The 24,768-nt window shown below is 65.0% G+C and carries 19 protein-coding genes, 1 tRNA gene and 1 pseudogene; 10 read left to right on the forward strand and 11 right to left on the reverse strand.

What is annotated here, in order from left to right; all coding sequences use genetic code 11:
* The first annotated feature begins 333 nt into the window (after positions 1-333).
* A complete protein-coding gene (locus AC2CQI_RS11520; protein WP_484580606.1) occupies positions 334-1,224 on the forward strand; it encodes a sensor histidine kinase in 891 nt (296 codons plus the stop codon).
* Positions 1,221-1,874, forward strand: a complete 654-nt coding sequence (locus tag AC2CQI_RS11525) for a response regulator (protein ID WP_075803055.1) — start codon at positions 1,221-1,223, stop codon at positions 1,872-1,874. The genes AC2CQI_RS11520 and AC2CQI_RS11525 overlap by 4 nt, the downstream gene beginning before the upstream one ends.
* Here AC2CQI_RS11525 and yegS read toward each other — a convergent pair.
* Positions 1,858-2,757 carry a lipid kinase YegS gene (gene yegS / locus AC2CQI_RS11530; RefSeq protein ID WP_075803054.1) on the reverse strand — a complete coding sequence of 300 codons (900 nt, stop codon included), beginning with the start codon at positions 2,755-2,757 and terminating at the stop codon, positions 1,858-1,860. The genes AC2CQI_RS11525 and yegS overlap by 17 nt on opposite strands.
* A 192-nt stretch (positions 2,758-2,949) precedes the next feature.
* Between yegS and AC2CQI_RS11535 the strand changes: the two genes are divergently transcribed.
* Positions 2,950-4,185 carry a glycosyltransferase family 4 protein gene (locus AC2CQI_RS11535; protein ID WP_484580227.1) on the forward strand — a complete coding sequence of 412 codons (1,236 nt, stop codon included), beginning with the start codon at positions 2,950-2,952 and terminating at the stop codon, positions 4,183-4,185.
* A 93-nt stretch (positions 4,186-4,278) separates the two neighbouring features.
* Here AC2CQI_RS11535 and AC2CQI_RS11540 read toward each other — a convergent pair whose 3' ends face one another.
* Both AC2CQI_RS11540 and moaB read right to left on the reverse strand, forming a co-directional pair.
* Entirely contained in the window at positions 4,279-5,496 is a 1,218-nt protein-coding gene (locus AC2CQI_RS11540) for a molybdopterin molybdotransferase MoeA (protein WP_484580228.1), read from the reverse strand.
* Positions 5,489-6,028, reverse strand: a complete 540-nt coding sequence (gene moaB / locus AC2CQI_RS11545) for a molybdenum cofactor biosynthesis protein B (RefSeq protein WP_484580229.1) — start codon at positions 6,026-6,028, stop codon at positions 5,489-5,491. Before moaB ends, AC2CQI_RS11540 begins: the two co-directional genes overlap by 8 nt.
* A 193-nt stretch (positions 6,029-6,221) precedes the next feature.
* On the opposite strand from moaB, the gene AC2CQI_RS11550 reads away from it, so the two are divergent.
* On the forward strand, positions 6,222-6,443 hold the full coding sequence (locus AC2CQI_RS11550) for a YgdI/YgdR family lipoprotein (protein WP_484580230.1): 222 nt from the start codon (positions 6,222-6,224) through the stop codon (positions 6,441-6,443).
* 79 nt (positions 6,444-6,522) lie between these two features.
* Positions 6,523-6,599, forward strand: a tRNA-Pro gene (locus tag AC2CQI_RS11555).
* A gap of 166 nt (positions 6,600-6,765) precedes the next feature.
* On the opposite strand, the gene AC2CQI_RS11560 is transcribed toward AC2CQI_RS11555, so the two are convergent.
* From AC2CQI_RS11560 to AC2CQI_RS11575, 4 genes and pseudogenes are all read right to left on the reverse strand, one after another.
* Positions 6,766-8,352, reverse strand: a complete 1,587-nt coding sequence (locus tag AC2CQI_RS11560; protein ID WP_484580231.1) for a malate:quinone oxidoreductase — start codon at positions 8,350-8,352, stop codon at positions 6,766-6,768.
* Between the two features lie 344 nt (positions 8,353-8,696).
* A complete protein-coding gene (locus tag AC2CQI_RS11565) occupies positions 8,697-9,464 on the reverse strand; it encodes a methyl-accepting chemotaxis protein (protein WP_484580607.1) in 768 nt (255 codons plus the stop codon).
* 159 nt (positions 9,465-9,623) lie between these two features.
* Positions 9,624-10,451, reverse strand: a pseudogene (locus AC2CQI_RS11570) (hypothetical protein); the annotation flags it as partial.
* Between the two features lie 100 nt (positions 10,452-10,551).
* On the reverse strand, positions 10,552-12,315 hold the full coding sequence (locus AC2CQI_RS11575; RefSeq protein ID WP_484580232.1) for an ABC transporter transmembrane domain-containing protein: 1,764 nt from the start codon (positions 12,313-12,315) through the stop codon (positions 10,552-10,554).
* A 191-nt stretch (positions 12,316-12,506) separates the two neighbouring features.
* Here AC2CQI_RS11575 and AC2CQI_RS11580 point away from each other — a divergent pair, with 191 nt between their 5' ends.
* A complete protein-coding gene (locus AC2CQI_RS11580; protein WP_178391987.1) occupies positions 12,507-12,677 on the forward strand; it encodes a PA1571 family protein in 171 nt (56 codons plus the stop codon).
* Between the two features lie 181 nt (positions 12,678-12,858).
* On the opposite strand, the gene pdxB is transcribed toward AC2CQI_RS11580, so the two are convergent.
* Positions 12,859-13,998 carry a 4-phosphoerythronate dehydrogenase PdxB gene (gene pdxB, locus AC2CQI_RS11585; protein ID WP_484580233.1) on the reverse strand — a complete coding sequence of 380 codons (1,140 nt, stop codon included), beginning with the start codon at positions 13,996-13,998 and terminating at the stop codon, positions 12,859-12,861.
* Positions 13,999-14,226: 228 nt separating this feature from the next.
* Here pdxB and AC2CQI_RS11590 point away from each other — a divergent pair, with 228 nt between their 5' ends.
* Positions 14,227-15,594 carry an MATE family efflux transporter gene (locus AC2CQI_RS11590; RefSeq protein WP_484580234.1) on the forward strand — a complete coding sequence of 456 codons (1,368 nt, stop codon included), beginning with the start codon at positions 14,227-14,229 and terminating at the stop codon, positions 15,592-15,594.
* On the opposite strand, the gene AC2CQI_RS11595 is transcribed toward AC2CQI_RS11590, so the two are convergent.
* The 3 genes from AC2CQI_RS11595 to rlmM all read right to left on the reverse strand — a co-directional run bounded on the left by AC2CQI_RS11595 (position 15,581) and on the right by rlmM (position 19,178).
* Positions 15,581-17,638 (reverse strand): methyl-accepting chemotaxis protein, encoded by a 2,058-nt coding sequence (locus tag AC2CQI_RS11595; protein WP_484580235.1) that lies wholly within the window; start codon positions 17,636-17,638, stop codon positions 15,581-15,583. The two genes, AC2CQI_RS11590 and AC2CQI_RS11595, sit on opposite strands and share 14 nt — an antisense overlap.
* A gap of 214 nt (positions 17,639-17,852) precedes the next feature.
* Positions 17,853-18,095 carry a sulfurtransferase TusA gene (tusA, locus tag AC2CQI_RS11600; RefSeq protein WP_484580236.1) on the reverse strand — a complete coding sequence of 81 codons (243 nt, stop codon included), beginning with the start codon at positions 18,093-18,095 and terminating at the stop codon, positions 17,853-17,855.
* 18 nt (positions 18,096-18,113) lie between these two features.
* The gene (gene rlmM, locus AC2CQI_RS11605) at positions 18,114-19,178 is read right to left on the reverse strand and encodes a 23S rRNA (cytidine(2498)-2'-O)-methyltransferase RlmM (protein ID WP_484580237.1); all 1,065 of its coding nucleotides are present in this window, start codon (positions 19,176-19,178) and stop codon (positions 18,114-18,116) included.
* A 226-nt stretch (positions 19,179-19,404) separates the two neighbouring features.
* On the opposite strand from rlmM, the gene acnA reads away from it, so the two are divergent.
* The 3 genes from acnA (at position 19,405) to AC2CQI_RS11620 (ending at position 24,757) form a co-directional block, all read left to right on the forward strand.
* On the forward strand, positions 19,405-22,092 hold the full coding sequence (gene acnA / locus AC2CQI_RS11610; RefSeq protein WP_484580238.1) for an aconitate hydratase AcnA: 2,688 nt from the start codon (positions 19,405-19,407) through the stop codon (positions 22,090-22,092).
* Between the two features lie 146 nt (positions 22,093-22,238).
* The gene (locus AC2CQI_RS11615; RefSeq protein ID WP_484580239.1) at positions 22,239-23,000 is read left to right on the forward strand and encodes a CPBP family intramembrane glutamic endopeptidase; all 762 of its coding nucleotides are present in this window, start codon (positions 22,239-22,241) and stop codon (positions 22,998-23,000) included.
* A gap of 191 nt (positions 23,001-23,191) precedes the next feature.
* Positions 23,192-24,757 carry a methyl-accepting chemotaxis protein gene (locus tag AC2CQI_RS11620; protein WP_075803040.1) on the forward strand — a complete coding sequence of 522 codons (1,566 nt, stop codon included), beginning with the start codon at positions 23,192-23,194 and terminating at the stop codon, positions 24,755-24,757.
* Positions 24,758-24,768: the final 11 nt, after the last annotated feature.

A 24,768-nucleotide genomic window follows, 5' to 3' on the forward strand; every position in this document is an offset into this window, starting at 1 on the left:
TGCCCGCTTTCACGCAAAGTTCGAATTCGCCAACGGTAGTGGCAAAGTGCTAGAATCGGCATTCGATGGAACGACCGTACCAGCCCGTAAAACCTGACTCATCGGCCAATCACAGACCCGACGACCAATTGGGTGCGAAGTGATAACATGCGCCACCCGAGCCGTTAGCCTACTGTTGGCCATGCTGGAACATGGCGCTTTCAGCGCACTGAAAAAGTGCCTGGCCGCCCTGTTGCAACATGATGATGAAAGTTGTTGAAGGCCTTCCCCAAAAGCCTTTCAATCAACCCCGGACTGGCTTTGAAAAGTGATCTTTCAGTGGCTTCATTTCCCGTGTATTCAAGCCTCAAGACCTTGACCTGCTGCCCGCGTGGCGCGGCCCTGCTGCATCGGGCCGTCGCACTGTCGTGCCTGGCATCGCTGCTGGCCGGGCTGCTCTGCTACCTGAACGCTACGCCAGTACCGCTGTTCCTGGTGCTGCTGCAGATCGTCAGCCTGCTGGGCGTGCTGTGGACAGGCCAGCAGCGCAAGAACACCTTGCTGATGTCGCCGCAGGAGCTGGCCGACCGCCTGCTCAAGGTCCAGGAAGGCGAGCGTCAGCGCCTCAGCCGCGAACTGCACGACGACATCGGCCAGTTGCTGACCGCCGCCAAGCTCCAGGCCGACTGGCTGCACCGGCGCATCCCGGAAACCCTGCAGGAACACTGCAGCACGCTGCGCAGCACCCTCGACGACACCCTGTCCAACGTGCGCAACCTCGCCACCAGCCTCGCCCCGCGCCAGCTCAACAGCCTCGGCCTGGAAGCCAGCCTGCGTGCGCACCTGCTGCGCACTCTGGAAAACACCGAGCTGCGCTGGAGCCTGGAATGCAAGAGTCGCCTGGAGGGCATCCCGGAAGACATGGCCATGGCCGCGTTCCGCATCACCCAGGAAGCGGTGACCAACGTGTTGCGCCATGCCCGTGCGCACAACCTGATCGTCAGCTTCCAGCGCCAGCCCGAGGGCCTGGCGCTGTCGATCAGCGACGATGGCCAGGGTTTCCTGCCCTCTTCCGATCCTGGCGGGGAAGGCCAGTGCGGCATGGCCGGCATGGCCGAACGCGCACACCTGCTCAACGGCAGCCTCACGGTGCACAGCGACCCAGGCAAGGGCACGCGGATCGATGCGCTCTTCCCCTGGCCTCCCCGCACGCGCGAGCGCGCCCACTCAAGTAAGACTTCATGACCTGTAAATTGCTGCTGGTGGACGACCACTCCCTGATCCGCGCCGGCGTACGCGCCCTGGTTTCCGACATCCCCGGCTATACCGTGGTGGGCGAAGCCTGCGACGGCAGCCAACTGGTGGACCTGGTGCGCCAGCTCGATCCGGATATCGTCCTCCTCGACCTGTCGATGCGCGCCATGGGCGGGCTGGATGCCCTCAGCCAGTTGCAGGCCGAAGGCACGCGCTGCAAGGTGCTGATCCTGTCCATGCACACCGACCCGCACCTGATCATGCAGGCCCTGGAAAGCGGTGCCCACGGCTATCTGCTCAAGGACACCACGGCCACCGAGCTGGAGCAGGCCCTGGCCGCCCTGAGCAACGACGAGCGCTACCTGAGCCCGGCCATCGCCCACACGGTGATCAACCAGGCGCTGCTGCGCGGGCAGAAGCCCGAGCCGGTGGAAAACCACAACCTCACTGCGCGCCAGCTGGAAATCCTGCGCCTGATCGTGCGCGGCAAATCCACCCGGGAAATTGCCAACGGCCTCGGCCTGAGCGTGAAGACCGTGGAAACCCACCGCTCGCAGATCATGAAACGCCTGCAGATCTACGACGTGGCGGGCCTGGTGCTGTTTGCCGTGCGCGAGCAGATCATCAGCCTCGACGACTGAGCAGCGGCGACTGTGCCGGCAGATGCAGGCGCAGCGCCCCGGGCAACACGCGGAAACGCAGGTTGTCGCCCTGCAGGGGTTCGCCGTCGAGGTTGATGTCCAGCCCCTGCGAGCACTTCACGTCCACCCACGGCAAGCGCGCACGGACGAACATGCTGTCCAGCCCCAGGCCGCCCGCCAGCAGATCACGCAGGGTACCGACCACTTCCTGTGGCGCCGGCAGGATGCTGATATCCAGCAAGCCGTCGTCCACCACCGCCTCCGGGCATAGCACATGCCCGCCACCGGCCTGGCGCCCGTTGCCGATGCCCAGCGCCAGCAGCTCGCCCTCCCAGTGGAAATCCGGACCCTCCAGGCTCACCGAGGCCGCGCCCAGTTCGGTAAAGCGGGTCAGACCGGTAAACAGATAGGCCGCAGCGCCGAGCACCTTCTTCAGGTCTTCAGAGGTCTGCGCGGTCACCTGGCTGCCGAAGCCGCCGGTGCCCATATTGAGAAACACCTCGCCATCCACTTCGCCCAGGTCGACAGGTCGCGCTGCGCTTTCCAGCAGTTCCAGCGCGGCGGCCGGTTCCAGCGGGATACCTGCGGCGCGGGCGAAGTCATTGGCCGTGCCCAGGGGCAGCAGGACCAGGCTGGCCTTGCTCTCGGCCTTGACCATGGCGTGCGTGACATCCCGCAGAGTGCCATCGCCACCGCCGGCAATCAGTTGTGGATAACCGGCGTCCAGGGCTTCCTTGACCAGGCGCTGGGCATCACCGCCCTCCCAGGTCAGGCGCACATCCAGTTGCCAGCCGCGCTCGCGCATGGCCTGTACCGCCGCGCGCACCTCCTCGTTCAGTGCCTGCTTGCCATGCAGGATCAGCAGTGCCTTGCGTTCGCTCATTGGATCGCCCTCCCCGGCGGATTATCGATTGCCTATCTCGACCATCGGCGACAGGGAAAAGTTGTGCCGTCTTACGAACGGCGTGGAAAAATCCTGCAGGCGCGACCATGCTTCGACAAATAATTGGCCAATAGTGACACCTAAATCAAAAAAGCCATTTAATTGACGACAACCCTGTAGCGAGGACGTGTCATGCGCGTACTCTGGACCTTGCCCTACCTGCCCTGGCCCCTCACCAGCGGCAGCAAATCCCGTCAGTTCCACCTGTTGCGCGGCATGGCAGAGCGAGGTCATCGCATCACCCTGCTGAGCCAATCCAAGGTCCCCCTCGGCGACGCCGCGCGAGAAGCCCTGGCACCGCTGCTGGAGCGTCTGATCGTGCTGCCGCGACGCGCCCTGCACAGCCCGCTGAACCTGCTGGCGGCGATCTCCGCCGGCTATCCGATGCGCGCCTGCATCAACGGCCTGGCGCCCCACTTGCGCCATGAGTTCGAAAAGCTCCTGCAAGAACACTGGGACGTGATCCAGATCGAGCACAGCTACGGCTTCCAGCCTTTCGAACGCGCCCTGCAGGCCAGCGGCCTGCCCTTCATCGTCAGCGAGCACCAGGTGGAATGGTGCAAGGGCGCCGCCTGCCAGGACCGTCTGCCGCTGTGGCTGCGGCCGTTCAACAGCTTCGATGGCTGGCGCTACCGGCGCTGGGAAACCCGGGTCTTGAAACAGGCAAGCGAAGTGGTGGCGGTCAGCCCCTGGGATGCCGAGCAGATCAGCCGGATGACCGGGAAACTGACCGAAGTGGTGGTCAATGGCGTCGATTGCGCGCATTACCAGCACATCGATTTCGCGCCCCACAGCCAGCGCCTGCTGTTCGTCGGCAATTTCGAGCACTGCGCCAACCGCCAGGCCATCGAATGGGCGCTGGAAGAGATCATGCCGCAGGTCTGGCAAAGCAATCCGGCGGTCCGCCTGGCCATTGTCGGGCACGCACTGCCGGCGCAATGGCGTTTGCACTGGAATGATCCGCGGGTCGAATGGGTCGGGTACCTGCCGGACCTGCGCGAACTGCAACGCTTGTCGGCGGTGTTCTTCGCACCGTTGCGCCAGGGAGGCGGGTGCAAGGTCAAGCTGCTGGAGGCGATGGCGGCGGGGTTGCCGGTGGTGACGACGCGGGAGGGGGTGTCGGGTTTGCAGGTGAAGCGCGGGGAACATTATCTGGATGGGGATGATGCGGGGGATCTGGCGTTGACCTTGACCCGGTTGTTGAATCAGCCGCACAGGATGCGCCAGTTGTCGGAGGCCGGGCGGGCGTTTGTGCGGGAACGGCATGACTGGAGTGTGGCGGCGATGCAGTTGGAGGGGGTGCATCAGCGGTTGATGAGCAGGCCGGTTGGGGTGGGGGATATTCCTGGTGCTTTGGGTTGTTCTTGAGGGCCCCATCGCTGGCAAGCCAGCTCCCACAGGCACCGCGTAACCTGTGGGCTGGCTTGCCAGCGATGAGGCCCTCAAAAGCCCTGAAGATCCTCAGCCGAGCAATTCACTCAGAGGAATGAACTGCACCACATCCCCCTGCATCGGCGTACTGCCTTCCAACACTTCCACCAACCCCTCGGCCCAGGCCGCGCTACGCAGCACGCCGGAACTCTGGTTGCGATAGATCAGCGCCCTGCCCTGCTCGATCCGCGCCCGCAGGTACTCGCGGCGATTGCCCGCCTTCGGCCAGTCGAACCCGGCCGGCACGGCGAACTGCAGGGGCTTCACCTCCTGCACACCCTGGCGGCGCAGCAGGTACGGCCGGGTCAGCAAGCCAAAGGTGACCAGCGTCGACGCCGGATTGCCCGGCAGCCCGATCACCGGCACGCCGTTATAGGCCCCGACGGTCAGCGGCTTGCCCGGCTTGATCGCCAGTTTCCACAAGTCCAGCTCGCCGGCTTCGCGCAAGGCGATACCGAGATAGTCCGCCTCGCCCACCGACACCCCGCCGGTCGAGAGGATCAGATCCACCGCCCCCAGCTCGCGCAGGCGCTGCCGGGTCAGTTCCAGGTTATCCGGGAGAATGCCGGCATCCACCACTTCGCAGCCCAGACGCTGCAGCCAGCTGCACAGCAGGCGTCGGTTGCTGTTGTAGATCTGCCCCGGCCCCAGCGGCAAGCCTGGCTCGACCAGCTCATCACCTGTGGACAACACCGCGACCTTTACCCGGCGCACCACGCTGACCTGTGCATAACCCAGGGTCGCCGCCAGGCCCAGTTCGATCGGACCCAGCCGGGTGCCGGCCGCCAGGACCAACTCGCCGGCGCGGGTTTCCTGGCCTTGCGGACGAATGTTCTGGCCCGCGCGCAGCGCCTCGGTAAAGCGCACGCGCTGGTCCGAGAGGACTTCGGCGTTTTCCTGCATCTCGACGCAATCAGCACCTGCCGGTACCGGCGCGCCGGTAAAGATCCGCGCACAGGTCCCGGGTTGCAGCGGCTCCGGCGCCTGCCCGGCGAAGATGCGCTGGCTGACCGGCAGGGGCTCGCCCGTCCAGTCGGCAACGCGCAGGGCGTAACCATCCATGGCGCTGTTCGGCCAGGGCGGCAGGTCAAGCGTGGCATGCAGATCCGCCGCCAGCACACGGCCCTCGGCTGCGGCCAGGGTTACCTCTTCCACGTCCCTGATCGGCGCCGCCTCGGCCAGCGCCAGCAGACGCTCCAGGGCCGCCTCGACCGGGATCAGCGGCTTGGCCGCCGGCGCCTCAGCCACGGCTTTCGCAGGGCGCGGCCTGCTTCAGGTGCGGGACGAAGTTGCAGGGGCGATGACGGTTGTCCAGTTGCTCGGCGAGGATGCCGTCCCAACCGGTGCGCACGGCATTGGTCGAGCCCGGCAGGCAGCAGACCAGGGTGCCGTTGGCCAGCCCGGCCAAGGCACGGGACTGCACGGTGGAGGTGCCGATATCGGCCAGGGAAATCTGCCGGAACAGCTCGCCGAAACCGTCCACTTGCTTGTCCAGCAGGCAGGCCACGGCTTCCGGCGTACTGTCGCGCCCGGTGAAGCCGGTGCCGCCGGTGATCAGCACCACCTGCACGGTTTCCTCGGCGATCCAGGTCGCGACCTGGGCGCGGATCTTGTACAGGTCGTCCTTGAGCAGCACGCGCTCGGCGAGGTTGTGCCCGGCCTCGGTGAGGCGGTCGACGAAGACCTGGCCGGAGGTGTCGGTTTCGAAAGTGCGGGTGTCGCTGACGGTCAGCACGGCGATATTGAGCGGCACGAAGGGCGCGTCTGCCTTGGCTTTCATGGCATGGGGTCCGTAGAACGAAGGGAATGGCCGGAGTTATATCACAGGGCAACGCTGCCCCGCGCGAGCAACCGGGCATGGCATTGCTGCCGGTCAATAAGCCGATTCCGCACTAGGCTCAACTTCGCACTGAACTTGCTGTAACTGTTTGCGTCTTAACGAACGATACGGCCTCATTTATTGGAGATTGACCATGATTCAACGGACCCTTCCCGCATTCCTGCTCGCCCTTGGCCTTGGCGCACTGGCCGGTTGCTCCACGCCAACCGTGATTACCCTGAACGATGGCCGTGAGATCCAGGCCGTCGATACGCCGAAATACGATGATGACTCCGGTTTCTACGAAATCGAGCAACTCGACGGCAAGCGCACCCGGGTCAACAAGGACCAGATCCGCACCGTGAAAGAACTGTAGGACCCACGAAAAAAAGCCCCCGAATCCATACGAATTGGGGGCTTGTCGAAGCGAAATTTCTGAGTAGAATTTTCGTCATCGGAGTGTAGCGCAGCCAGGTAGCGCGTCTCGTTCGGGACGAGAAGGCCGCAGGTTCGAATCCTGTCTCTCCGACCAGATCGCTCTCCGCCAAAGCCCGCCTAGCGCGGGCTTTGTCGTGCTTGCCCCCTTTATTTCCCACAGGGTCAGCACAAATCTCAAGACCTGCGCGATCCCTGTGGGAGCTGGCTTGCCAGCGATGAGGCCAGAAGGGGCAAGGAAGATCCCTGCCCCTTGAACAGCCTTACTGAACAGCCACCGGCTGCTCTTCCGGCAACACCGGAACGAACAACAGGCCCAGGCGCGAGCTGGTCCACTCACGGGTCTTGTTGGTCAGCTCGAGGTTGTTGTTCAGCTTCTGGCCGTAGGTCGGCACGATTTCCTTCAGCTTGGCCTGCCACTCTGGGCTCTGGATACGGTCCTTGAAGGTCTTCTCCAGCACGCTCAGCATGATCGGCGCAGCAGTCGAAGCACCTGGCGAAGCGCCCAACAGCGCGGCGATAGTGCCGTCCTGCGAAGCCACGACTTCGGTACCGAACTGCAGGATGCCGCCATGTACAGCATCTTTCTTGATGATCTGTACGCGCTGGCCAGCCTGCAGCAGTTTCCAGTCTTCGTTCTTCGCGTTCGGGAAGTACTCGCGCAGCGCGGCCATGCGGTCGTCGAAGCTCAACATCAGCTGGCCCATCAGGTAGGTGCTGAGGTCGATGTTGTCGATGCCGGCGTGGGTCATCGGCATGATGTTGTGGGTGTTCAGCGCAGCGAACATGTCCAGCAGCGAACCGTTTTTCAGGAACTTGGTGGAGAAGGTCGCGAACGGACCGAACAGCAGCACTTCCTTGCCGTCGATGATGCGGGTGTCGAGGTGCGGAACCGACATCGGTGGCGCACCAACCGAGGCCTTGCCATACAGCTTGGCCTTGTGGCGGGAAACGATGTCCTGGTTGTCGGTCATCAGGAACTGGCCGCCCACCGGGAAGCCGGCATAGCCTTCGGCTTCCGGAATGCCGGACTTCTGCAGCAGTTTCAGGGCACCACCACCGGCACCGATGAACACGAACCTGGCCTTGACGCTGGTTTCCACGCCGTTGTTGCCGAGGTCGGCGACCACGACGGTCCAGGTGTTGTCGGCGTTGCGCTTGATGTCACGCACTTCGTGGCGCAGGTTCAGGCTGACCTTGTCGCTCTTGGTCAGCGAGCCCACCAGCTGGCGGGTGATTTCGCCGAAGTTGACGTCGGTACCGATGTTCATGCGGGTGGCGGCGATCTTCTGGTCGGCGGCGCGGCCTTCCATGACGATCGGTACCCACTGGGCGATCTGCGCGTGGTCTTCGGAGTATTCCATGCCACGGAACAGCGAGCTGTGCTGCAGGGCGGCGTGGCGCTTGCGCAGGAACTCGACGTTCTTGTCGCCCCAGACGAAGCTCATGTGCGGCACATTGTTGATGAACGAGCTCGGGTTGTTCAGGACTTTCTGCTCGACCTGGTAGGACCAGAACTGCTTGGAAATCTCGAACTGCTCGTTGATGCCCACGGCCTTGCTGATATCCATGCTGCCGTCGGCGGCTTCGCTGGTGTAGTTCAGCTCGCAGAAGGCGGAGTGACCGGTACCGGCGTTGTTCCAGGCGTTGGAACTTTCTTCGGCGACCTGGTCCATTCGCTCGTAGATATTGATCGACCAGTCAGGTTGCAGCTCGTGCAGGTAAGTACCGAGGCTGGCACTCATGATGCCCCCGCCAATCAGCAGTACGTCGACGGTCTTTTCCGGTTCACTGGGCTTGGAGCAACCAATGACGCTCAGGCACAGGAGCGCCAAAAGGACTTTTTTCATAATTCATCCAATTGAAGTGAAGGTATTGGCTGGACCGCCGCGCCCGGGTGCACGCCCTCGTTTTATCGTTCTGCTCACCTGGCTGGTGGCTGGGGTATCGGAGAAGCGGGGTGCGGTCTGATGCCGTGGCTGCCGTGGCAGCCCATGGTCTTGTAAAGCGGGGACTTGGCCCCTGCCGGCGCCTCACAAAGCACGAAGCGGGCCAACTTTCCAGCGACCAACGGCTAATAGGCGAGGCGCATGGTCGCACCCCATATTCGCGGGTTTTTCTGGCGGGATTCCGCCACTCGCAACGACCGTTTGGCCGCAAGGTGGCGGATTTCCCCCGGCTTTTGGCGGAAGAATCAGGCGCTGAGGCGCGCCGTCACCTCGCCCAACTGGCCCGACAGTTCGTGCAGGCGATGCCCGGCCCGCTCGGTGCGCTGCACCGCGTCCTGGTTGTCGGTGGCGATGCGGGTGATCTCCACCAGGTTGCGCGAGATGTCCTCGGCGACGCTGGTTTGCTCCTCGGCCGCCGTGGCGATCTGCCGGTTCATGTCGCGGATCGCCTCCACCGCCAGGGTGATGCGCTGCAGCATCTCGCCAGCACGCTGGACCTGCTCGGCACCCTCTTCACTGCGTGCCTGGCCGGTTTCGATGGCTTTCACCGCTTCCACCGCTCCGGACTGCACGGCGCTGATGATCTGGTTGATCTCGGCGATGGACGAAGCGGTGCGCTGGGCCAGGTTGCGCACCTCGTCGGCGACCACAGCGAAACCACGTCCCGCCTCCCCTGCCCGCGCGGCCTCGATGGCGGCGTTGAGGGCCAGCAGGTTGGTCTGCTCGGCGATCCCGCGGATCACCTCCAGGACCTTGCCGATACGCCCGCTGTCCTGCTCCAGATGGCGGATAACTTCAGCGGTGCCGGTGATTTCCTGGTTGACCCGGGCGATGGTGTCGATGGTTGCCTGCATCACCTGCTCGCCAGCCTGGGCGCTGTGGTCGGCATCGTCCGCGGCCTTGGCCGCCTCGGCGGCATGCCGGGCGACTTCCTGGGCGGTGGCGGACATCTCGTGCATCGCCGTGGCCACCTGGTCGGTGCGCTGGAACTGGTCGTCGGTACCGCGGGCCATGCCGCCGGCCAGCTTGCGCAGGTCGCCGCTGGCGTTTTCCAGTTCACCGGCGTTGTCCTGCAAGCGGCCGACGGTCTCGGAGAGGAAGTCGCGCAGGGTGTTGGCGGCAACGGCGAGGCGACCCAGTTCATCCTGGCGGTCGCTGGCGACACGGGCGTCGAAGCGGCCCTGGCTGAGGTGGGCGACGTACTCGATCAGGCGACGGATCGGCTCGATCAGACCGCGATCCACTCGCCACAGGCTGAACACGCCGATGGCCAGGGCCGAACCGAGCATGATCAGCAGGCCGAGCCAGACGGTCCGCTGTGCTTCAGCGCTGATCGCCTTGGCCTGGTCCGCCGAGGCGCCGCGCAGTTGGGTGACCAGCGCGCTCATCTGCTCGCTGGCGGCACGGTCCACGCCCTTGACCGCCAGATCCCCGGCCGCCGGGTCAGCGCCAGCGGCGAGGAAGGCTTCACGCCCACGGCCATAGGCTTCACCCAATTGGCGATGGCTGTCCTTGAGTTCGACAAGGCGCGCATGCAGCGCCGCATCCCCGGCGTTTTCCTGGACCAGACGCCCGAGGATGTCCTGGACCATGCGTTCCTGGGCCTGGAACTGCTGCCAGTACTTGCTCAGGTCATCGGGTTTCTTGCCACGCAGGAGCACGTTCTTCCACTCCTGGACCTGGATCTTGAATTGCAGGTTGGCTTCATCGATCTGTTGCGACGCCCGCAGCGGGCCATCGACCAGTTGGCTGTAGCCATCGACGCTGGCCGACAGCAGGCGGAAACAGACCAGGGCAATCAGCAGCATCGCCAGCAGGCTGCCGGCGAGCAGGGCGAGGATTTGCAGTCGCAGGGAAGTACGCAAGGGCATCGGCAGGATCTCGGAACAAGGGATAAGAAACGGCGGCTTAAAAAGGAGCCAACCAAAGACATCCATGTCGTCGATTCGCAGGCAAAAAAAAGCTGCCATCAAGCGAAGGCAGCCAACTGCATCGAGCATTTACGCAACAGCTGAGGTGGATACTCTCAGGGCATTGCTACAGAAATGTGACAATTTCGCCCTTGCCTGTCACATAACTGTAAAAAAGCCGCCTGCCGCTCTACTCCGGGCCGAACTGCAGCGCGGCCAGCCGGGCGTAGAGCGGGTTTTCAGCGATCAGTTGCCGATGATTGCCAATTGCTACCATTCGTCCGTCATCGATCACCGCGATGCGGTCGGCGTGCTGGACGGTGGCCAGGCGGTGGGCGATGACCAGGGTGGTGCGGCCCGCCATCAAGGTCGGCAGTGCCTGCTGGATCAGGTGCTCGCTCTGTGCATCGAGAGCGCTGGTGGCTTCGTCCAGCAGCAGGATCGGTGCATCCACCAGCAGGGCCCGGGCGATTGCCAGGCGCTGGCGCTGGCCGCCGGACAGGCCGAGGCCGGCATCACCCAGATGGGTCTGGTAACCCTCGGGCAGTTGCAGGATGAACTCATGGGCGTGGGCGCTGCGGGCGGCCGCCTCGACCTCGGCGAAGCTGGCATCGGCGCGGCCGTAGCGGATGTTGTCCTCGACCGTGCCGAAGAACAGCGCCGGGTTCTGCGCCACCAGGGCGAAATGGCGGCGCAGGTCCTGGGGATCGAGATCGGTCAGCGGCTGGCCATCGAGGAGAATCCGGCCCTCCTGCGGGTCATAGAACCGCAGGAGCAGGTCGAACAGGGTCGACTTGCCCGCTCCCGACGGCCCGACCAGGGCCAGGGTCTGCCCCGGTTCCACCTGCAGGTCCAGGCCATCGATGGCCGGGCGGTTGGGTCGCGAGGGATAGGCGAAGCGCACGCCCTGCAGTTGTAGCTCGCCGCGGACCCGCTCGGGCAACTGCACCCCTCCTCCGGCCGGTGCCACGATCTCGCTGCGCGCCGCGAGCAATTCGGCAATCCGCTCGGCCGCCCCGGCCGCGCGCTGCAACTCGCCGATCACCTCGCTGACGGTGCCAAAGGCGCTGCCGACGATCAGGCTGTAGAACACGAAGGCCGCCAGGTCACCGCCGGAGATGCGCCCGGCAATCACGTCCATGCCACCGACCCAGAGCATCACCCCTACCGCGCCCAGCACCAGGACGATCACCAGGGTGATCAGCCAGGCGCGCTGGACGATGCGCTTGCGCGCCGTGGCAAAAGCCGCCTCGACCGTCTCGCCGAAGCGCTGGCGGTCGCGGGGCTGGTGGTTGTAGGCCTGCACCGTCTTGATCTGGCCGAGGGTCTCGGCGACATAGCTGCCGACATCGGCAATGCGGTCCTGGCTCTGCCGCGACAGGCTGCGCACCCGCCGACCGAAGATCAGGATCGGCGCCAGCACCAGCGGCAGGGCCAGGACCACGATGCTGGTCAGCTTGGGGTTGGTGACGAACAGCAGGATGATCCCGCCCAGCACCATCAGCACATTGCGCAGGAACAGCGACAGCGACGAGCCGATCACCGATTGCAGCAGCGTAGTATCGGCAGTCAGCCGCGACTGGATCTCGGAGCTGCGATTGTTCTCGAAAAAGCCCGGATGCAGGCTGATCAGGTGGTCGAACACCTGCTGGCGGATATCGGCCACCACCCGCTCGCCGATCCACGAGACCAGGTAGAAGCGGCTGAAGGTGCCGACGGCCAGGGCCAGCACCAGGGCCATGAACAGCGCGATGGACTGGCCGAGCAGGTCAGGTGAACGGGTGACGAAGCCCTGGTCCACCAGCAGGCGGATGCCTTGTCCCATGGACAGGGTGATGCCGGCGGTGACCACCAGGGCCAGCAAGGCCAGCAGGGATTGCTTGCGATAGGGGCGCACGAAACGCCAGGCCAGGCGCAGGGCCTGGCGTTGCCGGGAGGAAAGCGGATTGAACATGGACGGCTGCCGTGGCTGATTTCAACGAGTCGATAAGGACGTTAGACCGTATCGGTCTAAAGTCCCTCTGGTTCTTGAGTGAACTTTCTGTTGGACTGGTAGTTCGCATGATGAGACAGCGTAGGGAGTTGTCACAGCCTGGTCATCACGCGCGATTAATCTAGGCTAGCCACCTGAAGAGGAGACAGGAAATGAGCTTGCAGCATAGCAGCACCCCGCAACAGCGCCCGGCCCAACCTGTGCCGGCGTGCGGCTCGATCATCGACGCGCAAGGGCGCGAGATCCCGATCACCGAGCACATGATCCAGCAGGCGTGCCGCGAGCTGGAAAACAGCCGGGCCAACCCGGCGAAGAAGGGCTGAGACCCTGACCTATTCAAGACCCGGCCCTGGTGCCGGGTTTTTTATTTGTGTTGTTCCTGAGGGCCTCATCGCTGGCAAGCCAGCTCCCACAGGGTTTTGTGTTGACCACAGATTTGTGATCACCGCGGACACTGTGGGAGCTGGCTTGCCAGCGATGAGGCCCTGAAAGCCAATAGAACTATCAGCCCTCGATCACACAGCCCAGCGCCGCCGCAATCCGCCTCACCTCTTCACCCTCAGCCTTGACCTTCAACCCCTCGATCTCCCGCCTTACCGGATACCCCTTGCGCAACAGATCGAACGCTACCTTCTGCGCCACCGGGTCATCCCCCAGGCTGCGGCGCAAATCCGCATCATCGCGGCGCGGGTCGTACACCGCACGGCACAGAGTCGCCAGGGCCCAGGCCGGATCGGTCTCGGCCTGCAGTTCGACCCGCGCCAGCCAGGGCTTGGGCAGCAGATCGGCAAGCTGCACCTGCTCCGTTTCCCCACGCCAGGCACAATACGCCTGGTAGATCTGCGCCGTACCACGCTGCTTGCCGTCGAGGCTGTAGCCGGCGATATGCGGGGTGGCAATCACGCACAGGTCGGCCAGTTCCACATCCACCAGCGGCTCCTCTTCCCACACGTCCAGCACCGCCAGCACATCCTCGCGTGCCAGCAGCAGTTCGCGCAGGGCGGAGTTGTCGATCACCGGGCCGCGAGCCGCATTGATCAGCCAGGCGCCGGGGCGCAGGCGGGCCAGGCGCTCGCCGTCGAGCAGGTGCCAGGTCGGTTGCTCACCCGTGCGGGTCAGCGGGGTATGCAGGCTGATCACATCGCACTCGGCGAGGATCTGCTCCAGCCCGACATAGTCGCCGCCCTCCGCCGCCTGCCGGGGCGGATCGCAGACCAGCACCTTCCAGCCCAGCCCGCGCAGCACCTGGACCAGGCGGCCACCGACCTGGCCGGCGCCGACCACGCCATAGGTGCGCTGCGAGAGATCAGCGCCATCCAGTTCTGCCAGGGTCAGCAGGCTGCCCAGCACATAATCGACAACACCGCGGGCATTGCAGCCAGGGGCGCTGGACCAGTGGATGCCGGCTTCGGCGAAGTAGCCCAGGTCAAGGTGATCGGTGCCGATTGTGCAGGTGCCGACGAAGCGCACCTGGCTGCCTTCGAGCAGGGCGCGATCGACCTTGGTCACCGACCGCACCAGCAGCACATCGGCGTCGCGCACGCAGTCCGCATCGATGGCCCGGCCCGGATAGCGGCGAATCTCGCCGAAGCCGGCAAAGAAGGCATCGAGCAGGGGGATGTTTTCGTCGGCAACGATCAGCATGGGCGGGACTCCTGTGAGGGGTTGGCAGTGTAGGGGGTGGATGGGGCAATAACAAAGTGGTGTCTGCACCGGCCTCATCGCTGGCAAGCCAGCTCCCACAGGGACTGCATGCACCGGACCTGTGGGAGCTGGCTTGCCAGCGATGAGGCCCGTCCAGACACCAACATTTCCTGACCAACCGATCAACGCGTAGACTACGTCGCTTTCCCTGCCAGCCCCACGACCACCATGCCCGCCATCCGCACCGAAGTCCGCAGCCTGCTGCGCCTTGCCACCCCGATCATCGTCGCCCAGCTGGCGACCACCGCCATGGGCTTCGTCGATGCCGTGATGGCCGGCCGGGTCAGCCCCGAGGACCTGGCCGCCGTGGCCCTGGGCAACTCGATCTGGATCCCGGTGTACCTGCTGATGACCGGCATCCTCCTCGCTACCACGCCCAAGGTGGCGCAGCGCTTCGGCGCCAACCAGCACGGCGAGATCGCCCCGCTGGTGCGCCAGGCCCTGTGGCTGGCGCTGGTGGTGGGCCTGCTGTCCAGCGCCCTGCTCCTCGGCGCCGAACCCATCCTGCACCTGATGAAGGTCGACCCACAGTTGATCGGCCCGAGCATGGGCTACCTGCACGGTATCGCCTTCGGCTTCCCCGGCATCGCCCTGTACTACGTGCTGCGCTGCTACAGCGACGGCCTCGGGCGCACCCGTCCGAGCATGGTCATCGGCCTGTGCGGCCTGCTGCTGAACATCCCGCTGAACTGGGTGCTGATCTACGGCCATTTCGGCCTGCCGGCGCTCGGCGGCGTCGGTTGCGGCTGGGCCACCGGCATCGTCGGCTGGTTCATGGCCCTGAGCATGGCCGCCTGGAGCCGCTGGGCCCCGGCCTACGCCAGCAGCCGGGTGCTGGTGCGCCTCGACAAACCGCAGTGGACGACCATCAAGCGCCTGCTCGGGATCGGCCTGCCGATCGGCATCGCGGTGTTCGCCGAATCGAGCATCTTCGCGGTGATCGCCCTGCTGATCGGCAGCCTCGGCCCGACCGTGGTCGCCGGGCACCAGATCGCCCTGAACATCAGCTCGCTGCTGTTCATGATTCCGTATTCGCTGGGGATGGCGGTGACCGTGCGCGTAGGCCAGGCGGTGGGTGCCGGCGATCCGCACCAGGCGCGTTTCGCCGCCCAGGTCGGGCTGGGCACGGCGCTGGTGTTCGCGGCGTTCTCGGCGTCACTGATCCTGCTGCTGCGCGAGCAGATCGCCTCGATCTACACGCCGGACACCGCGGTGATCCAGATCGCCGCGATGCTTATCGTGTTCGCTGCGCTGTACCAGTTCTCCGACGCCATCCAGGTGATCTGCGCCGGTGCCCTGCGGGGTTACCAGGACACCCGGGTGACGATGATCCTGACCCTGTTCGCCTACTGGGGCATCGGTTTGCCGGTGGGCTACCTGCTCGGCCTGACCGACTACCTCAGCCCCGCCAGCGGCCCGAGCGGCCTGTGGCAAGGCCTGATCGCCGGCCTGACCTGCGCAGCGATCATGCTCTCGATCCGCCTGCTGCGCTGCACCCGCCGGCATATCCGCAAGGGGCAGCTCAGCCCAGGTTGAAGCGCGCGGTATTGTCGTTGAGCGCGCGGCTGCCCTGGCTCAGGGTATCCGCCGCCTGGTTCACTGCCCGGGCGCCATCCAGCAAGCGCCCGGCAGCCTGGTCCACCTGCTGGATATTGCCGCTGACTTCATCGGCGGTGCCGGTCTGCTCTTCCACCGCGGTGAGGATCTGCGCCAGGGTGTCAGTCACGCCCTGCACCGCCCCGGCGATCTCGCCCAAGCGCTGGCCCAGCCCGGTCACCGACTGGGCATCCTGGACCGCCTGACCACAGGCGGCTTCCATCAAGCTGACCGCCTGGGTCACCGTGGTGCGCAGGCTGTCCACCGTCCCGGCAATCTGCGCCGTGGACGCCTGGGTACGCTGGGACAGGCTGCGTACCTCGTCCGCCACCACGGCAAAGCCGCGGCCCTGCTCCCCGGCCCGCGCCGCCTCGATGGCGGCGTTGAGCGCCAGCAGATTGGTCTGCTCGGCAATACCGCGAATCGCGTCCACCACCGACTGGATCTGCTGGCCCTGCTCGCTGACCCGCTGCAGCGCCTCGGCGGTATCGGTCAGGCGGCGGTTGAGCTGCTGGATGCTGTCGGTGGTGCGCTGGCTGTCGCGGTTGCTGTCCTCGGCAATGCGCCGGGTCTGCCGGGCACTGTCGGAGGCGTGCTCGCAGCTTCGCGCCACTTCCTGCGACGTTGCCGCCAACTGGGTCGCCGCCGCAGCGATCTGGCTGATCTGCTGTTGCTGCCGTTCCACATCCTGCAGGGTGCCGTTGGCCTGGACATTCAGGGTCTGCACCGCCGAGCCCAGTTGCCGGGTCTCGTGATTGACCCCCAGCAGGCTGGCGCGCAACTGCACCACCGCGACGTTCAGCGCCTGGCTGATCACCGCCAGTTCATCGCGCCCCTGCACCGACACCTCGACGCACAGGTTGCCGTCACGCAGCGACTCGGCCAGGGTGGTGATGCCGCTGGCACTGCGGCGGATCGAGGCTTGCAGGCAGGCGAACAGGTACAGCGCGAGCAGCAGCAACAGGCCGATGGTCACACCCACCGGGATGAATTCGCGGTTGGACTTGGCGTGGTAGTAGTCCAGGCGCTCGTTCAGCGACTGCAACGACGCGCCACGCAGGCCGAACATATCGTCCAGCAGGCGACCGATACTGGCCTCGAACTCGGCGGGCTTGAGCTTGATCGAGCCGCCGAAAACGCCATCGTCCAGCACCGCCAGCTCGGCATCGAGCCCCTTCAGGCTCGCCCCGTAGCGGTTGCCCCAGCCTTGCAGCTCGGGCGGCAGACGGGTTTGCAGGGAGCCGGCAGTCTTGACCATCTGCTCCCGGGCGTCACCGATACGGCTGCGCAGGTCGCGCATCTGCAGGCGGCTCTGCAGGCTGAACTGGCCGGAGACCACCGAGGTCTGGCCGATGCTGGCCATGCGTCCGATGCGCTCGATCAGGTCCGGGGTCTGCTGGGTCGAGAGCTGCATCAGCAGGTAGGTTTCCAGCCATGGATCGAGGATCAAGCCGGTGTCCATGGCGATCTGCTCGCGCAGCGCCTGCAGATTGCCGATGCCGGCGGTGAAGCGGTCATAACCGTCCGGCCACCAGCCGACGCCGCGCAGGGACTGGCTGTCGAGGCCGGCCAACGAGCCTTGCAGGGACTCAAAGCGGGCCAGGGTGTCGGCGCCGGCTTTTTCCTGGTCCAGGGTCGCCTTGAGGTTTTTCAGGGCCTGATCGATACGCGGCAGCGCAGCATCGATCTCGCTCATCAACTGACGGGCTTCGGCGGTGGGTTCACGGAGGATATCGATGGCTTTCCAGCGCGCCGCCCGATAACGCTGGGCCGACAGCTCGCGCTCCAGGTCATCCAGCACCAGCAACTGGCGGACCCCTGACTGCTCGCCGGCGATCACCGCCAGGCGGTCGCGGTAATCCATGCCGATCAGCCCGAGGCTGAACACCAGCGGCAGCATGAACAAGAGGAACAGCAACTGGAACTTGCGCGCAAAACCGAAACGCCCCAACAAACGCGCACCCGGTGACAACAGACGATTCATGACTCACTCCTGCGCATAGGGGGACCCTGGAGCGCAATCGTTTCTGCAGGCGCTCAGGGTGATAGCGTTTAGCTAGCAACGTATGTGCCGGATACAGGGAAGTCAGGAGGGAGGCAGTAAAGGAAAGGATGCAGCCAGAAGGCTGGCATCCATTCCATGCACAGTACCGGTGCAGGCGTCACCGGAGGAAACAGTGGAGTAACAGCCAGGGGTGTCAGTCGAGCTTCTTGCGAATCCAGTACAGGTAGGTGCCGGCCTCTTCTTCCTGCTGCACCAGCTCATGCCCGAGGAACACGCAGAACTTGGGGATATCGCGGCGGGTCGAGGGGTCGGTGGCGATCACCTTGAGCAAGCCACCGGCGCCCAGGTCGCGCACGTATTGATGCAGCATCATCACCGGCTCCGGGCAGTTCAGGCCGGTGGCGTCGAGCACGGCGTCAGGGGTGAAATCGGTCATCTCAATAAACTCCGTGATTCAGCATGGCTTGATGTCGAGGCGGCGCAGGTGGCAGGTGACTTCCTCGCGGTCGTGATAGAGCTGCTTGCAGCCGATGGAGACCTTGACCTTGCGCGCCTTGAAGCCCTCTTCGATACGCTCCAGCAGGCGCCGCACCTCGGCATAGCGCTGCTTCATCGGCAGCTTGAGGTTGACCACCGCCTCGCGGCAGTGACCGTCGCCCAGCCATTCCTCGATCATCGCCGCGGTACGCGCCGGCTTCTCGACGATGTCGCAGACCATCCAGTCGACCATCTGCTTGGGCTTCCAGGTAAAGCCGTCGACCATCAGGTGCTGGATCAGCCCGGTGTCCATCAGGCTCTCGGCCATCGGCCCGTTGTCGATGGCAGTGACCAGCATGCCGCGCTTGACCAGTTGGTAAGTCCAGCCGCCCGGCGCGGCGCCGAGGTCGACGCCGATCATATCGTCGGACAGGCGCTGCTCCCACTGCTCGCGGGGGATGAAGTGGTGCCAGGCCTCTTCCAGCTTCAAGGTCGAGCGGCTTGGCGCCTCGCGGGGGAACTTCAGGCGCGGGATGCCCATGGGCCACATGGCCGAATTGTCCGCCTCGGCCAGGCCGAGGAACACGCGGCGACCGCTGACGAAGGTCAGCAGCAGGCGCGGGCCCGGGCCGTTGTCCACCAGGCGCCCGGCCTTGAGCAGGGCCTTGCGCAGCGGCACTTCGAACTTGCGGCAGAAGGTCGAGAGTTCCTTGCCGTCGTTGCTGTCCATGACTTCCAGCCACAGGCTGCCAGCCACCGGATAGTCGGCCAGGTGCTCCAGCAGCACGCTGATGCGATCGGTTTCCGGCAACTCGACGAAGCTGCCCCGGGCCCACTGGCGGGGGAAGATCAGTTGCTTGAAACGCAACTCGCTCATGATCCGCGCAGCGCCTTCGGCGTCGTTGCAGATGAACTCGGCGCAGGCGGTCTGCGGCTTGGCCTTGGCATAGCCGGCGACGCCGAGCAACGCGGCGTGCTCGCTGATCTCGGAACAGACCTCGCTCTCGAAACCAGGTCGGCAATGCAGGAACAGGGTATTCATTACTCACTCCGGACGGGGACGCCATGCGCCCCGGTGGAAAATCGGCGAATGATAAAGGACTTTCGGAACTGGCGACACGCCCCGCCGGTCCAGTTAATGGTCGGTCAGGGCAAACGGAGCTAACCTGACCGTGCAGCCAGGTCCGTGCCGTGCGGACCGTGAAAGAGGCGGTGCAGCGGCCGCAGCAAGGAAGACAGCCGCGCACCGGCGCAGAAGGAGTTGGTCAATGTCCTCGCTCGACAGCCTGAAAACCCTCAAGACCCTGGCCGTAAGCGGCCGTGAATACCATTACTACAGCCTGCCCGACGCCGCGAAAGCCCTCGGCGACCTGGGCCGCCTGCCGATGTCGCTCAAGGTGCTGCTGGAGAACCTGCTGCGCTGGGAAGACGGCGAAACCGTCACCGGCGCCGACCTCCAGGCCCTGGCCGACTGGCTCAAGGAGCGCAGCTCCGACCGGGAGATCCAGTACCGCCCGGCGCGGGTACTGATGCAGGACTTCACCGGCGTACCGGCGGTGGTCGACCTGGCCGCCATGCGCGCCGCCATGGCCAAGGCCGGCGGCGACCCGCAGCGGATCAACCCGCTGTCGCCGGTGGACCTGGTAATCGACCACTCGGTGATGGTTGACCATTACGCCAGCCCCGCCGCCTTCGGCGAAAACGTCGATATCGAGATGCAGCGCAACGGCGAGCGCTATGCCTTCCTGCGCTGGGGCCAGAACGCCTTCGACAACTTCCGCGTGGTGCCGCCGGGCACCGGGATCTGCCACCAGGTCAACCTGGAATACCTCGGGCGCACCGTCTGGACCCGTGAAGAACACGGCCGCACCTATGCCTTCCCCGACACCCTGGTCGGCACCGACTCCCACACCACCATGATCAACGGCCTCGGCGTGCTCGGCTGGGGCGTCGGCGGTATCGAGGCGGAGGCGGCCATGCTCGGCCAGCCGGTGTCGATGCTGATTCCCGAGGTGATCGGCTTCAAGCTCACCGGCAAGCTGCGCGAGGGCATCACCGCCACCGACCTGGTGCTGACGGTGACGCAGATGCTGCGCAAGAAGGGCGTGGTGGGCAAATTCGTCGAATTCTACGGCGACGGCCTGGCCGACCTGCCCCTGGCCGACCGCGCCACCCTGGCCAACATGGCCCCGGAATATGGCGCCACCTGCGGCTTCTTCCCGGTGGATGCGGTGACCCTGGATTACCTGCGGCTTTCCGGGCGGCCGCCGGAAAGCGTCGAACTGGTCGAAGCCTATTGCAAGGCCCAGGGCCTGTGGCGCGAACCGGGCCAGGAGCCGCTGTTCAGCGACAGCCTGGCGCTGGACATGGGCGAGGTGCAGGCCAGCCTTGCCGGGCCGAAACGCCCGCAGGACCGGGTCGCCCTGCCCGGGGTGAGCCAGGCCTTCGATGATTTCCTCGGCCTCAACGTACGCAAGGCCACTGCCGACGGGCATGGCGAGATCAGCTTCGGTTTCGAGGGCAAGGAACACACCCTGAAGGACGGTGCCGTGGTGATCGCCGCGATCACCTCCTGCACCAACACCTCCAACCCCAGCGTGATGATGGCCGCCGGGCTGCTGGCGAAAAAGGCCGTGGAAAAGGGCCTGCAACGCAAGCCCTGGGTGAAGAGCTCGCTGGCGCCGGGTTCCAAGGTGGTCACCGATTACTACAAGGCCGCCGGGCTGACGCCCTATCTGGATCAGCTGGGCTTCGACCTGGTGGGCTACGGCTGCACCACCTGCATCGGCAACTCCGGCCCGCTGGCCGACCCGATCGAGGCGGCGATCACCAAGGCCGACCTGGTGGTGGCCTCGGTGCTGTCCGGCAACCGCAACTTCGAAGGCCGGGTGCATCCGCTGGTCAAGACTAACTGGCTGGCCTCGCCGCCACTGGTGGTGGCCTATGCCCTGGCGGGCACGGTGCGCATCGACCTGAGCAACGACCCGCTGGGCCAGGGCGCCGATGGCAAGCCGGTGTACCTGCGGGATATCTGGCCGAGCCAGCAGGAAATCGCGGCGGCGGTGGCCCAGGTGGATACGCGGATGTTCCACAAGGAATATGCCGAGGTCTTTGCCGGGGATGAACAGTGGCAGGCCATCGAAGTGCCACAAGCGGCGACCTACGTGTGGCAGGACGATTCCACCTATATCCAGCACCCACCGTTCTTCGACGGCATTTCCGGCCCGCCGCCGAAAATCGCCGACGTGCATGGCGCGCGGATCCTCGCCCTGCTGGGTGATTCGGTGACCACCGACCATATCTCCCCGGCCGGCAATATCAAGGCCGACAGCCCGGCCGGGCGTTACCTGCGGGACAAGGGCGTGGAACCGAAGGACTTCAACTCCTATGGCTCGCGGCGCGGCAACCATGAAGTGATGATGCGCGGGACCTTCGCCAATATCCGCATCCGCAATGAAATGCTGGGCGGTGAGGAAGGCGGCAATACCCTGCATGTGCCGACCGGCGAGAAGCTGGCGATCTACGATGCGGCCATGCGTTATCGCGACGAAGGCACGCCGCTGGTGGTGATCGCCGGGCAGGAATACGGCACCGGCTCGAGCCGCGACTGGGCAGCCAAGGGCACCAACCTGCTGGGGGTCAAGGCGGTGCTGGCGGAGAGCTTCGAACGGATCCACCGCTCCAACCTGGTGGGCATGGGCGTGCTGCCGCTGCAGTTCAGTGCCGGGCAGGATCGCAAGCAACTGGGGCTGACCGGGCGGGAGAAGATCGACATCCTCGGGCTGGACGGGGTGAAGATCGAGCCGCATATGAGCCTGAAGTTGCGGATTACCCGGGAGGATGGCGGTGTCGAGGAGATCGCGGTGCTGTGCCGGATCGATACCCTGAATGAGGTGGAATACTTCAAGGCCGGGGGGATTCTGCATTATGTGTTGCGGCAGATGATTGGGCGGTGATCCCACTCTAGCAATCGCTGGCAAGCCAGCTCCCACAGGGACCGCGTGCACCGCTGGACCTGTGGGAGCTGGCTTGCCAGCGATGAGGCCATCAGCTACACCACAAAACCCGGTGTCCTGAACGCCATCACTGCAGTCGAAGCTGCATGCCCTCTCAAAAGCTCCTCCTCACCCTCCTGACCGCCGGCTACGCCCTGGCCCTCACCCACGGCAGCCTCGGCCTTGCCACCCTGCCGGCCTTCCTCCTGCTGCTGGCCAGTGGCTGGATGGTCCGACACCAGCGCTGGAAAATCGCCGGCCATGCGCTCTTCATCCTGCTGGCCCTCGGCCTGGCCCTGCACTGGCTCCCCGGTTTCAACAACGCCCGGGTTTTCGATCAGGTCCGCTTCACCCCGGACGCCGCGACCCTCTCCATGAACCTGAACCTGGACAAGCCCCTGATCGGCTTCTGGCTACTGCTGGCCTGTCCATGGATCATCATGCCGCGCCGAACCCGGCCGGGATTGGCGTTACTGGCGGGCACCATCACCCTTGCCGGATGCCTCGCCCTCGCCTGGCTTATCGACCTGGTGCATTGGTCCCCAAAATGGCCACCCGACGCCTGGCTCTGGGTCGCCAACAACCTGCTGCTGGTCAGCCTGGTGGAGGAAGCCCTGTTCCGCGGCTACCTTCAGGGCGGCCTGCAACGCCTTGTCGGCGCCAACCCCGCCCTCGTTCTGAGCGCCCTGCTCTTCGGCCTGGCCCACGTCGGTGGCGGCTGGGCCTGGGTCGCCCTGGCAACACTGGCCGGCGCCGGTTACGGGTTAGCCTGGCGCCATGGCGGACTGCCGGCGGCGCTGCTGGCCCATTTCGGGCTGAACCTCGCGCACTTCACCCTGTTCACCTATCCGCCACTCGCGACAACATGAACCATCGGTCACTGCCTGACTTATGTTGCGAAAATGTGAAAGAATGCGCGCAAATTACACGAACGTGATGATTTCGCTTAGCTCAAGCGCTTCAAACGAATATTGAGCAAGATCAATAAAACCCAAATATTCATTCAATATTTTCGTGTATCTGCCGATACCTCACGAAAGCCTTGCGGATTGAACAGCTTATGCGCAACAACCAGCCGATTACCCAGAGAGAACGGACTTTCCCTGCCCAACAACGGTTGATTTCGACTACCGATGCCAAGGGTGTCATCACCTACTGCAACGACGCCTTCATCGAGATCAGCGGCTTCTCCCGCGACGAGCTGATGCGCGCACCGCACAACCTGGTGCGCCACCCGGACGTGCCGCCGGCCGTCTTTGCCCATATGTGGTCGACCCTCAAGCAGGGCCTGCCATGGATGGGCATCGTCAAGAACCGCTGCAAGTCCGGCGACCATTACTGGGTCAACGCCTACGTCACGCCGATCTTCGAGAACAACCAGGTGGTGGGCTACGAGTCGGTGCGGGTCAAGCCGACCGCCGAGCAGGTTCGCCGCGCCGAAGCCCTGTACAAGCGCATCAACGACGGCAAGTCGGCGATTCCGAAACGCGACAAGTGGCTGCCCGTGCTGCAGGACTGGCTGCCGTTCATCATGGTCAGCCAGATCGGCTTCCTGATCGGCATCTGGCTGGGTCATTCCTGGGGCTTCGCCCTCGCCGCCGCGCTCTCGGTGCCGCTGGGCCTGCTCGGCCTGAGCTGGCAGCAGCGCGGTCTCAAGCGCCTGCTGCGCCTGGCCGAACAGACCACCTCCGATCCGCTGATCGCCCAGATGTATACCGACAGCCGTGGCGTCCAGGCCCGCCTGGAAATGGCCATGCTCAGCCAGGACGCGCGCCTGAAGACCTGCCTGACCCGTCTGCAGGACACCGCCGAGCACCTCAACGAACAGGCCCGTCAGTCCGACGCCCTGGCCCACAACAGCTCGTCCGGGCTGGAGCGCCAGCGCGTGGAGACCGAGCAGGTCGCCGCTGCGGTCAACCAGATGGCTGCCACTACCCAGGAAGTGGCCAACCACGTGCAGCGCACCGCCGACGCCACCCAGGCAGCGAATCGCCTGACCGACCGTGGCCGCAGCATCGCCGGGGAAACCCGCGACGCCATCCAGCGCCTGTCCACTGCCGTCGGTGAAACCGGGCAGACCGTGACCCAGCTCGCTCGCGACAGTGACGAGATCGGTGGCGTGGTGGATGTGATCAAGGGCATCGCCGACCAGACCAACCTGCTGGCGCTCAACGCCGCCATCGAAGCGGCCCGGGCCGGCGAGATGGGCCGTGGCTTCGCGGTGGTAGCCGACGAGGTTCGCCAATTGGCGCAACGCACCAGCGAGTCCACCGGGCAGATCCACAGCCTGATCGCCAAGTTGCAGCAGACTGCCTCCAACGCTGTGCAGACCATGGAAGCCGGGCATCGCCAGGCCGAGGAAGGCGTGCAGCGGGTGATGGAAGCGGACCAGGCGCTGGTGGGTATCAGCGAGGCCGTGGCCAATATCACCGACATGGCGACCCAGATCGCGGCCGCTACCGAGCAACAGAGCTCGGTGGCCGAGGAGATCAGCCGCAATATCAGCACCATCGCCGCGCTGGCGGATGAAACCTCGGAGCAGGCGCAGCATTCGGCGTTGCTCAGTGAAGAGCTGACGCATACGGCGACGACGCAGTATTCGTTGGTGGAGCGGTTCAACCGCTGACAGTCGGTTGA

The sequence above is a fragment of the Pseudomonas sp. P2S-1 genome, from assembly GCF_057197725.1.